Raw genomic sequence first — 11,957 nt, forward strand, 5'->3', positions numbered from 1 at the left:
GACCAATAATAAAAAGTTTGATAGGGAATAGCGTTATCTTGGCAAAACTGCTTAATGGACACTGTGCTTTGCTTTTGTTGTTCAATGATCGCCGCCCAGTGCGCGCGTTTTTGTGCTTGTTTCATGGTACCTCCGCTTAAAAAGGTACTATGGCAAAGCCCGTGTCTTATGGGTATGTGGGGTTTATTAACCGCTTACTTCGCAAGCGCGTTTAGCGCTTCTAGAATGTTATCCACCGCAAAGCCTGCACGCATCGGCACGGAGAACTTCTGCACACCGTAAAATCCGGCCACGTTAGCGCGTTTATTCACAAGGCTAAACCCCAACTGCCGGCGGCCATACAGCAAACTCAGCACCGAGCATGAATGCTGCCAATCGGGTTTGTTCCAGCAGTTTGGCGCGATATAAAGCGCCTCGCCACCGACCAACGTGTGTGTTTTTACGCCCTCAGGCGTCGAGACAATATTGGTATATTGACCAGACACCACAATTTCTAAGCGTGGAAAGTTAACTTGATAGCTAAAAGGCTCAGGCACTTGCCAATCATTGGCAAAGATCACCCGACCAAACTGCTCGTCAGGTGATTTCAGTAGTTCAAGCAAATGAGAAAAGCTGGTAGGTGTCGAGGCTTTCATTATCATCCCTATCCGATCGTTTTCGGGCTCGCTGTCCAAAACGGCAAATGACCGCAAACGGCGTCAGTACGACGCATCAGCAACACCGCCATTATACCCATACGATCTGCCATTGCCGTTAATGAGCGAGATCACATTAAAAATGGTTGGGCACAATCATCCAGTAAATGCTATTTCTCTGCACTATTTTCCAGCCGCATACGGGCGCAAACTGATCACCATGTTCACACGAATCGGCAGGAGCCCATCATGATATCTGAACTGATCAACGAGCGCTTGATACGTCTCAACCTCGACGCCACCAGCAAGCAAGCTGTATTTAATGAACTGAGCCAAGCATTGGTCGATAATGACCGTGTTAGTGATAAAGCCGCATTTATTGCGGATGTGAATGCGCGCGAAGCCCTAGGTAATACAGGCTTTGAAGCGGGCATCGCACTTCCTCATGCAAAAAGTGACGCCGTTACCAAACCCGGTGTGGTCATCGGTATTAGCCGAGACGGCATCGATTACGGTGCAGAAGATGGCGAGCGGTCTCATATCTTTTTTATGATTGCCTCTCCCACTAACGGTGGCGACCATCATATTGAAGTGCTGGCTTCCCTTTCTTCCAAACTTATTGAGCCAGGATTCACGCAAGCGCTGCTTGCAGCCAACACGCCCAGTGAGGTCATGACCCTGCTGACTCAGCCCAGCAAAGAAAGCAATAATACCGGACCGAAAAAAGGCCTTATTATTGGTGTAACCGGTTGTCCGGCGGGGGTGGCACATACCTATTTAGCGGCCGAAGCGCTTGAAAAAGCCGCTGACGAGCTGGGCTATGAGATAAAAGTAGAAACCAACGGCTCGATTGGGGTTAAAAACTCACCCACACAAGACGACATATTACGCGCCGATGCGATTGTCGTTGCCTGTGATAAACAAACCGATATGACCCGCTTTAACGGCAAAGCTGTGGTCGAAGTCGGCGTTAAAGAAGCAATTCGCGACGGTAAAGGCTTAATCGAAAACGCACTTAATGCCAGCCCTTATCAAGCCGCGGGTACGTCCAAGCAAAGCACAAACGCCAACGCACCGTCCACTGGCACCACAAACTGGCGAAGTAACTTATATCGCTATCTGATGAATGGTGTCTCGCACATGATCCCCTTTGTGGTCACTGGCGGGCTATTGATTGCGCTGTCTCTCGCCATTGGCGGTGAGCCAACGGAAGCGGGCATGGCCATTCCAGAAGGCAGTGCATGGCAACAAGTGCTCGATGTCGGTGTGATTGCCTTCCAATTAATGATCCCAGTGCTTGCCGGCTATATCGCCTATGCGATTGCCGATCGCCCGGCACTTGCGCCAGGGTTAATTGGTGGCTGGATAGCGAATACCGGCAGCTTTTACGGTGCTGAAGCGGGCACCGGCTTTATCGGTGCCATCATTGCGGGTTTGCTTGTGGGGTATTTCGTCAAATGGGTCAGCGGAATTAATTACCATAAATTCCTCCAACCACTCGTTCCCATTATGATTGCGCCGATTACCGGTACCCTGTTTATCGCCGCGCTATTTATTTTTGTGATTGGGGCGCCCATTGCCAGCCTGATGGATTCACTTACCGCCATGCTCACCGCCATGAGCACCGGTAACTACATTTTATTAGGGATTGTACTGGGCGGCATGGCAGGCTTTGATATGGGGGGTCCATTCAATAAAGTGGCTTTCTTATTCTCAGTGGGGATGATTGCCAGCGGACAAACCCAATTTATGGGCGCGATGGCCTGTGCTATCCCAGTCGCTCCCCTAGGAATGAGTTTAGCAACCGTGCTAGGCCGTAAGCTTAATATCTTTGAAGCCACTGAACACGAAGCCGGTAAAGCGGCGGGGGCTATGGGCCTGGTCGGAATTTCAGAAGGGGCGATTCCCTTTGCCGCCCAAGATCCTATTGCGGTGATCCCCGCCAATATGATTGGTTCGATGGTGGCGGCGGTGATGGCCTTTGGATTCGGTGTGACTAACAGCGTGGCGCATGGTGGCCCCGTGGTGGCATTACTGGGCGCGATGAACAAGCCTGTTATTGCCCTTGTTTGTATGGTTGCCGGCGCGGTGGTGACTGCATTGGTTTGCGTTAGCTTGAAGAAGGCACGCAAAGCCCAGTGGCTGCAATCAGCCGCTTAATTATGCTATAACCACACCATTATTATCACTTTCGGCCTCGCCAATCGGGGCCGATTTTCTCGTTTAAGACTATATTCTCTCGTTTAAGAGTACAGCTTGTATGAATAGCCCATTTCACTCACAGCCATTTTTTTTAATGCGCAATCCCATTCAAACCTATCAATGGGGGAGCTGCACGGCTCTGCCAGCACTGTTTAATATTGCGAACCCCGACCAACAGCCGCAAGCTGAAATCTGGATGGGCGCGCACCCTAAAGCCAGCTCCGAGATACAAGTTGGTACAGACTGGCTGCCACTCAACACACTGATTGAATCTGATCCGCAATCCGCCTTATCCGCTGAGATTTATCAACGCTTTGGTGAACTGCCTTTTCTATTCAAAGTGCTCGCCGCAGACACAGCGTTATCCATCCAGGTACACCCAAGCAAACAAGAAGCCGAACACGGCTATCAAAAAGAAAACCAACAAGGCATTTCCCTATCCGCCGCACATCGTAACTACAAAGATCCCAATCACAAACCTGAACTGATTTATGCGCTGACCCCGTTTAAGGCGATGAACGGGTTTCGTCCCTATTCAGACATTATTGCGAACATTGCAAAAATCAATCACGATTCACTCACCCCAATTTTTCAAGCCTTTACCGACTCCCCGGCTGAAGACACGCTACAAAGCGCCTTCGCTCAGCTATTAGCGCTTGAGGCAACCGATAAAGCGGCAGCAGTCGACGCTTTAATGGCAGTGGCCAATCAAAACGCGACGGAAGCCCCCTTCGATACCATTATTGATTTGGCGACACAGTATCCAGGAGATGTCGGCCTGTTTGCGCCGTTATTGCTAAATGTCGTGACACTCGCGCCGGGGGAAGCGATGTTTTTGCACGCCCGCACCCCTCACGCTTACATCAACGGCGTCGGACTCGAAGTCATGGCCAACTCCGACAACGTATTGCGAGCCGGACTCACCCCCAAGCATATCGATGTTGATGAGCTGATTGCCTGCACAAGCTTTGCTCCTATAGCAACGGCTAACATAACACTCGAACCGACACGCACTGACCAAGGAACGCATTACCCGGTCGCGGTGCCTGATTTTTCTTTTACGCATTACCTTCAGGTTGACGATCTCACATGCCATATGCACAGCGGTGAAATCATCTTCGCCATTGATGCCCCACTGACTGTTTCTCATGGCGACCACAAGCTGACCATTGAAAAAGGCGAGTCTATTTTTATACCGGCGTGTACGAGCGAGTATCAATTACACTGCCAGGGCGGCGCTGTAAGGGTGTTTAATCAGATAGGATAAATGAGGAGGGGCCTAGAATACGGAATACGGAATACGGAATACGGAAAAAGCGTATCGTGCTTGGCCCCGATCTTCTCCGTATTCTGTAAGCGCAGCGCTACGTATTCCCATTCACGAATACCGATGACGGAATACAGAGTACAGAAAGAGCAAAAGCGCCGATGCGAACATGTTCTGCTCTATCTGGTCTCTTTCTGTATGCCGTATTCAAATAATAGCGCTGATTTAGATTGAATAAATCCGCTTAATTGCCGCCAGCGCATTACCAACCAGCGCCTCGGCTTGTTCTGCCTCATCACTTTCAGCATAACACCGTAATTCAGGTGCGTTACCTGATGGTCGTAGGTGAACAATATCACCGCTACTCAGCGTAAGACGCAATCCATCGGTTGTATCCACATCGGAGACAGTCCAGCTTGCCATATCAAACTTAGCCAAAAGTGATTGCGGCGATTGAACCCCCTCTTCAATCAACGCTTGGCTAGTAGACTTATCCACTTCTTTTAATCTATCACTGGCTGTGTACCGGGTAGGCAATGCCGCAACACGATTCGCCAACTGACCAACCGTACTTGCCATAACTACAATCGCCGGTAAAACCGCATCGCGTGTTGGTAGTGCCTTGAGGGCTTGCCCATTGAGTTGAACATCACTGCCGAGCAGAAAACCACCATTCGCTTCAAAGCCCGCCACTGAAGTCGCATGCTGACTAAGCTCGCTCAATACCTCAATAACGTAAGGGGAGCCAATTTTCGTACGCTTGACTTGTTTAAAGCCCGTTAGCCCGTCAATCATAGTATTGCAGCTAACAGGCATCGCAATGGCTTCAATACATAAGTCTTGCGCACACAATGCACATAAGGTATCGCCACGTAGCCATGTACCCTGCTCATCGGCAAGCAGTGGTCTGTCACCATCACCATCGGTTGAGAAAATAAAATCTAACTGATGTGTTTTTGACCATTCAACCGCTCTCGCTTTATCTTCATCATCGACGGCTTCAGTATCAATGGGGACAAACTCATCACTACGACCTAAGGAAACGACTTCAGCTCCACAAGCCTCAAAAATAACATGATATAAATCACGCCCAGCGCTTGAGTGCTCATAAATACCGATGCGTTTACCCTGCAAGACGGAATCTGAAAATAAACGGGTGTAGCGTTCAATATACTGCTTGGCCGCTGTTTCATTCACCTGCAAAGTAGGTAGTTCTTTCACAGGAGAAAAAGCCACTTGCGCACCCAAAATCGCTTGCTCATCCGCCTTTGTTATTTCACCGTCAGGGCGATAAAACTTAAGGCCATTGCGGTCAAACGGAATATGGCTCCCCGTGATCATAATGGCGGGAACCCCCTGCTGCATCGCAACATACGCAAGCGCGGGCGTCGGTACCACTCCGTAATAAATAGGTTCAATACCCTGTTGCAGCAAGACAGCAGCACAAGCTCGGGCCATATCTGGACTACTGGGACGATTATCAATCGCCAGTGCCACTTGCTTTATCGGTGTTTTATTTTCCAAACTTGCCACAAACGCTACGGTAAACGCAGCACACACATTATTGGTAAAGTCAGCAGCTAACCCGCGCGCACCACTGGTACCGAATTGAATGTTAGAGTACTTTATGACTTCTTCGCTTACTGACAACATATTTAATATCCAACCCCATATTCCTCTAAACGCACCACATCATCTTCATTGAGATAACTCCCCGAGCGAACTTCAATCAGATGCAGATCGATTTTACCTGGGTTCTCAATCCGGTGAGGCGCACCCAGCGGAATAAAGGTTGAAGCATTTTCAGCAACGAGATAGCTTTTATCACCATTTGTGACTTTGGCGGTACCTTGCACCACTACCCAATGCTCTGCACGATGATGATGTTGTTGCAGTGCGGTACGTTCACCGGGTTTAATCTTCAAATGCTTCACATGGTATCGATCACCAGCCGCAATCTCGTCATGTGAGCCCCAAGGGCGATAGACTTCTCGATGTTGCTGATACTCAGTGCGATCTCGTTGCTTCAGTTGGCTAACAATACTTTTAACATCTYGGACTTTATGACGGTTAGCCACGAGTACCGCGTCTTTAGTTTCTACAATGACAAGATCTTCAACCCCCACCGCTGAAACCAATTTATCCTGAGAATAAATATAATTATTTTCAGCGGCCTCTATGAGCACATCGCCAACCACGGCATTACCCGCATTATCACGTTGTGATATTTCCCATAATACACTGAATGAACCTACATCACTCCATCCGGCATCCATAGGCACCATCACAGCATCTTGGGTGTTTTCCATCACCGCATAATCGATTGACTCGGCCGGGCATTGCTCAAACGCCGCTTCGTCTACACGCACAAAATCAAGATCGGGTTTAGCTTGTGCCATCGCCTGTTGACACGCAGCTAAGATATCGGGGCGATGCGCCTGTAGCTCCTCAAGAAAACGCGAGGCTTTGAACATAAACATGCCACTATTCCAGCAATAGTCGCCACTTTGAACATAGTGCTCGGCGGTTGCTAGCGCGGGTTTTTCTACAAACTTGCTAACATGGAAACCCACTTCCGAATAAGTCTCACCTTTTTTTATGTATCCATATCCGGTTTCAGGAGCGTGAGGGACAATACCAAAGGTGACCAACTTGCCCGCTTGTGCAACGTGCTGCGCATCTGTAATGGCTTGCTGAAACTGGGCTGAGTCATTAATAACATGATCAGCGGCAAGCACCAGCAAAAGCGGGTCATCACCTTGCTGTTGTGCATGCAGTGCCGCTAAAGCGATCGCCGGCGCAGTGTTACGTCCAACCGGCTCGAGTAATATGCCACTGTGTGCTTGTTGTGTTTCGCGCAGCTGCTCTGCAACAATAAATCGATGATCCTCATTGCAGATAAACAGTGGCGCTTGGTGTTCAACGCCGTTTAAACGAGCAACGGTTTCTTGCAGCATACTTTTTTCACTGGTCAAGCGAATAAACTGTTTGGGGTATAAACTGCGTGAGAGCGGCCACAGACGGCTACCAGAGCCACCAGCCATAATGACAGGTAATAACATGGCGTTTACCTAATTCTATTTATATTGATGAGAAAAGTACGCTTTGGTGTTCACATGCACGTGATCGGATTGAAGTAAATCGGCTTCACTCCACCACTGATACCCTTGATGCTGTTCATTAGGCAATGCGGATAAATCAAGATCTAGCGTTAGTTGATAACCAAGCACCACATAATGCGTCGAGAAAGCATTACCAGAGAAGTTGTCCACATAAAAATGCTGATACGGACCAAGAAACGTAGCTTCTTCTATCGAGCGCTCATGTCCTAGCTCTATCGCCGTTAGCCGCGAAAAGGCTTGTGTGAATGTTTCGTCTTTAGCTATCCGACCACCAGGTACAAACCAATACCCTTGTGCAGGGCGATTGTTTCTCAAGCCCAATAGGATTTGACCATTCGTATTACGAACAATCAGATCCATGGATATTAGCGGCGTCGCCGCCACGACAGTTTTAAACAGTTCTGTCTCTAATCGTTGCATCATCCCTCCACTCGTTACTGACGGAAGGTATCTTGATTAGCCAAAAACCACTGGTAGGTTTTCGTTAAACCTTCTTCCAAGCTGATCTGATACTCCCAGCCTAGTGCAGATAATCGTGACACATCCATCAGCTTACGGGGTGTACCATCAGGCTTAGAGCTGTCAAACACTAACTTCCCTTCATAGCCGACTACCTTAGCCATAGTCTCAGCCATTTCACGAATGGTGCAATCAACGCCAGTACCAACATTAATATGCGATAGCATAGGCTCTGTGTTGGCTTGATACGTTTTAGCGTCAAGCTCCATTACGTGTACAGAGGCAGCAGCCATATCGTCCACATGCAAAAATTCTCGCATGGGATTACCCGTTCCCCACACAACAACTTCAGCATCATCTTTGAGTTTTGCCTCGTGAAAACGTCGCATTAGTGCGGGAATTACGTGAGAGTTTTCAGGATGAAAGTTATCATTTTCCCCATATAAATTGGTCGGCATCACACTGCGATAGTCGCGACCATACTGGCGGTTATAAGACTCACAAAATTTAATACCCGCAATTTTCGCTATCGCGTAAGGCTCATTCGTCGCCTCAAGCGTGTCAGTTAGCAAGGCATTTTCTTTCATGGGCTGAGTTGCTAACTTGGGATAAATACAGGATGACCCTAAAAACAACAAATGCTGAACGTTATGTTGGTGTGCAGCATGAATAATATTGCACTCCATCATTAGGTTTTCATAAATAAAGTCAGCAGGATAAGTGTTATTCGCATGGATGCCACCTACTTTTGCAGCAGCGAGGTAGACTTGGTCGATATTCGCAGTTGCGAAAAAAGCATTAACGGCGGCTTGGTCAAGGAGATCGAGCTCCTGACGCGAGCGTGTAACCACTTCAACGTTATCGCGCTGCATCAGCTGACGAACAATTGCAGACCCTACCATGCCGTTGTGGCCTGCAACAAAAATACGTGTCTTCACAACAATCTCTCTTTCTTAGTTTTCTTTAGAAATGGCGACATCAAAGCCGTGTGATTTGAGCAACGCATGCTGTTCCGCTTTTGCAATATCAGCCGCAACCATCTCCGCACACATCTCCTCAACGGTAATTTCAGGTACCCAACCCAACTTAGCTTTGGCTTTACTTGGGTCACCCAACAGTGTTTCGACTTCTGCAGGACGGAAGAATTTCGGACTAACACGGACAATCACATCGCCTACCTTAACCGATGGAGCTTTGTGCTCGTCTACCGCAACAACAGTCGCAATTTCATCCACACCTTCACCAGAGAATGCAAGTTCGATCCCCGCCTCTTTAGCAGACATACGAACAAATTCTCGTACCGAAATTTGCTTGCCTGTAGCGATCACAAAATCATCGGCAACGTCTTGCTGTAGCATCATCCACTGCATGCGCACATAGTCTTTTGCATGTCCCCAGTCGCGCAATGCATCCATATTGCCAAGATGTAAGCACGACTCTAACCCTTGAGAGATATTAGCCAAGGTGCGGGTAATCTTTCGGGTGACGAACGTTTCTCCTCGGCGAGGTGATTCATGATTGAATAAAATACCGTTGCAAGCATAGATACCGTAGGACTCGCGATAGTTGACCGTGATCCAATATGCGTACATCTTCGCGACTGCGTAAGGCGAGCGTGGGTGAAATGGCGTCGTTTCTCGTTGAGGAATTTCTTGTACTTCACCATACAACTCAGAGGTAGATGCCTGATAGAAGCGGGTTTTATTCTCTAAGCCGTTAATACGGATAGCTTCCAACAAACGAATGGTACCCATAGCATCGACATCCGCAGCATATTCAGGCGACTCAAACGACACCGCAACGTGGGACATAGCACCCAAGTTATAGATCTCGTCAGGCTGAATTTCTTTCACTAAGCGAATCAAATTTGATGAATCCGTTAGATCGCCGTAGTGCAAATGGATGTGATTAGACTCAGCAATCGCAGAATCGATACGCTCTGTATTGAACGATGAAGCGCGACGGACTAGACCATGAACCTCATACCCTTTTTCCACCAAAAGTTCAGCTAAATAAGAACCGTCTTGGCCTGTGATACCGGTAATCAATACAACTTTCACAAATCCTTCCTTACTACCTAAAAAATTCCGGAGCTTCCCCACATGATTTCAATTCGATGAGTATATACTCAAAAAATCATCAAAGTACCTTGTCAAATCAAAGCTTTCCGCTTTTTTCATCGCACCTTCACTATATTCCGAATAATTATCTCTTACATAACTGAGCGCACGTCGGATATCTTCAGCATTATTGTTTACTAGGACACCATTGGAGCTAATCAGCTCTGAGCACCCCCCAACATTACTAAGCAACAACGGAAGCCCCGTAGATGCAGCTTCTAAAGCTGACATTGGTAGACCCTCACTATCAGATACCAAAGCAAAAACATCATACTTATGAAATTCGTCAAAATTACTAATTGTTCCATGGTAAAAAATATTTTCACTAACTGGTAGTGTGCCTTTCAGTGAACCATCACCGACGACATGCAGCTCAAAGTTACAATCTCCTACTATCGCATCAATTAGCAAGTCTGGTCTTTTGGGTTTTTCTAGTCGACCGACAAAGAGGACTTTAAACACTTTTCTAAACTCAAGCTCTTTTTTCTTCTTTCTTGGGAACACACTATTCCTCAGGCACCTTACCTTTCTGGGTAGGATCTTCAACCTATATAAAGCAATTTTTTTATCTTGCTCTGAGACACATAATACAATATCGGTTAAGAAAGACAAGATTCGCTCAGTCATCATTAAAAGCCTTGCAAACCTTCCCCCTTTGTAAATACACGACCACCCATGAGAGACATAAATAATACGAATACGTGGGTAAACAACCTTGCATAGCCTCGCATACACTCCTGCGTGGGCCGAGCTAGCAACCATTGTGTCAACGGACTGAGCATAAATGAGCCGTACCAATGACATGAATGTAAATAACGAAAATCGTTCTATATTCGGCAGAAAAAATGATTCCGCTAGGGAAGAACACTCCTCACTCAACCAACCTTTCTTATTAGTAATTATCATTTGGTCCTGTGACTGAGCGAATAGCCTTACTTGATCTCGAGTCCATGTTTGAGCTCCCCCAACTTCTCCCTTAGTTATAATATAAGCAATTTTCATCGAGAAAACCTTTTAATAATTGCAATAAAGAGTCCAGCTAACAATGAAAGTTTCTTATAGAGGAGTAGTTCTCGAAGAAAATACCCAGCAACCTCGCAATAAGGCAACAAACTACCTTTTGACTGCCCGTTACGTATACGATACTTCAGTACAACCTCTTTAGAAAAGTGAATTTTGTATCCCTTACCTATCATTCTCAACCACAAGTCGTAATCCTCAGACTGATACCCGCCTAAATATCCACGTATCCTTACTAAGGACTCCTTCTTTAACATTACCGCGGGATGAATAATTGGGTTCTTATAAATTATTCTGTTAACAGACTCTCTCCCCAAATCTCTTATACCAACACATCGATTATTTTCGTCGATAAGTTCCGCGGAAAAAGCTATTAGATCGTACTCACTAGAAGCATATTCTTTACAAATAGAGAGCCTATTGGGAAGGCAAACGTCATCTGAATCCATTCTGATAATATATCTGCCACAAGCCTTATCAATACCGAAATTAAGGTTAAATGAGAGCTGGCCAATACTTGTTCTAAATAATCTTATCCTAGAGTCTTCAAACTCACACAGCTTCTTATAAAGCTGATCTGTGCAATTATTTGCCACGATAATAAACTCAAATTCTTGATAGTCTTGCTGAAGAACACTTGTTATAGCCTCTTCCAAAAATGGATTATCTTCATTAACACACATTAAAAAAGAATACAAGTCAACCTCCAACTCGCCTGAAGAATTTGTACCTTACATTGCTACTTAATTTATTTAGCTCTGTCATAGAATTATATTTCACTTCTTTAGATGGTGAAACGATCATCTCAGTATTTGAATCGGAGAATAGAAAGGCGGACCACCATGAAAAACTGCTTCCTAATAAGACATACGATGAAAACTGAGATAATGCTAAAAAATCATCTAATGCAGAGCTTCCTTTATGAAAACTCACCCAACTCATCCCATGAAAAGTCTTTATACACCAATCAATGTCATCAGAAAAAATCACAATCTCTCTATCTTTATACGTTTTCGCCAAAGAAACAATTTCTTTATCTGAAAATACATTATGATGTTTAGAGGAGGACGATAGGAAGTCTCCTCTCCTAATATGAATTGCCAGCTTGTCTTTATAAAGGCTTCTATAATAG

General features: G+C 46.3%; 12 protein-coding genes. 2 read left to right on the forward strand and 10 right to left on the reverse strand.

All coding sequences use genetic code 11. The features are described 5' to 3' along the window. The coding region (tnpA, locus tag BZG13_RS15700; RefSeq protein WP_443216360.1) for an IS66 family insertion sequence element accessory protein TnpA at nt 1-125 on the reverse strand (125 nt) is incomplete at its 3' end. Between the two features lie 69 nt (nt 126-194). Then, a complete protein-coding gene (locus BZG13_RS14485) occupies nt 195-635 on the reverse strand; it encodes a hypothetical protein (protein WP_077487121.1) in 441 nt (146 codons plus the stop codon). Between the two features lie 249 nt (nt 636-884). Between BZG13_RS14485 and BZG13_RS14490 the strand changes: the two genes are divergently transcribed. Together BZG13_RS14490 and manA are read left to right on the forward strand one after the other, a co-directional pair. After that, nucleotides 885-2,795 carry a PTS fructose transporter subunit IIABC gene (locus BZG13_RS14490; RefSeq protein WP_077487122.1) on the forward strand — a complete coding sequence of 637 codons (1,911 nt, stop codon included), beginning with the start codon at nt 885-887 and terminating at the stop codon, nt 2,793-2,795. Nucleotides 2,796-2,895: 100 nt separating this feature from the next. Beyond that, nucleotides 2,896-4,104 carry a mannose-6-phosphate isomerase, class I gene (gene manA, locus BZG13_RS14495; protein ID WP_077487123.1) on the forward strand — a complete coding sequence of 403 codons (1,209 nt, stop codon included), beginning with the start codon at nt 2,896-2,898 and terminating at the stop codon, nt 4,102-4,104. Nucleotides 4,105-4,329: 225 nt separating this feature from the next. Here the strand turns inward: manA and BZG13_RS14500 are convergent, their stop codons facing one another. The 8 genes from BZG13_RS14500 to BZG13_RS14535 all read right to left on the reverse strand — a co-directional run. Then, nucleotides 4,330-5,757: a phosphomannomutase gene (locus BZG13_RS14500; protein ID WP_077487124.1), complete on the reverse strand. Its 1,428-nt coding sequence runs from the start codon at nt 5,755-5,757 to the stop codon at nt 4,330-4,332. A 2-nt stretch (nt 5,758-5,759) separates the two neighbouring features. Then, nucleotides 5,760-7,166 (reverse strand): mannose-1-phosphate guanylyltransferase/mannose-6-phosphate isomerase, encoded by a 1,407-nt coding sequence (locus tag BZG13_RS14505; RefSeq protein WP_077487125.1) that lies wholly within the window; start codon nt 7,164-7,166, stop codon nt 5,760-5,762. Between the two features lie 15 nt (nt 7,167-7,181). Then, complete coding sequence (locus BZG13_RS14510) at nt 7,182-7,649, reverse strand: GDP-mannose mannosyl hydrolase (protein ID WP_077487126.1); 468 nt, start codon at nt 7,647-7,649, stop codon at nt 7,182-7,184. 11 nt (nt 7,650-7,660) lie between these two features. After that, complete coding sequence (gene fcl / locus BZG13_RS14515; protein ID WP_077487127.1) at nt 7,661-8,623, reverse strand: GDP-L-fucose synthase; 963 nt, start codon at nt 8,621-8,623, stop codon at nt 7,661-7,663. Between the two features lie 15 nt (nt 8,624-8,638). Further along, a complete protein-coding gene (gene gmd / locus BZG13_RS14520; RefSeq protein ID WP_077487128.1) occupies nt 8,639-9,745 on the reverse strand; it encodes a GDP-mannose 4,6-dehydratase in 1,107 nt (368 codons plus the stop codon). Between the two features lie 48 nt (nt 9,746-9,793). Next, complete coding sequence (locus BZG13_RS14525) at nt 9,794-10,807, reverse strand: glycosyltransferase (protein ID WP_077487129.1); 1,014 nt, start codon at nt 10,805-10,807, stop codon at nt 9,794-9,796. Next, nucleotides 10,804-11,523 (reverse strand): glycosyltransferase, encoded by a 720-nt coding sequence (locus BZG13_RS14530; protein WP_131825405.1) that lies wholly within the window; start codon nt 11,521-11,523, stop codon nt 10,804-10,806. The genes BZG13_RS14525 and BZG13_RS14530 overlap by 4 nt, the downstream gene beginning before the upstream one ends. Before the next feature lies 1 nt (nt 11,524). After that, nucleotides 11,525-11,957: alpha-1,2-fucosyltransferase (locus tag BZG13_RS14535; protein WP_198935533.1), on the reverse strand; the 433-nt coding region annotated here is incomplete at its 5' end.

This window comes from Salinivibrio sp. ML323, assembly GCF_001995745.1.
Taxonomy (GTDB): domain Bacteria; phylum Pseudomonadota; class Gammaproteobacteria; order Enterobacterales; family Vibrionaceae; genus Salinivibrio; species Salinivibrio kushneri.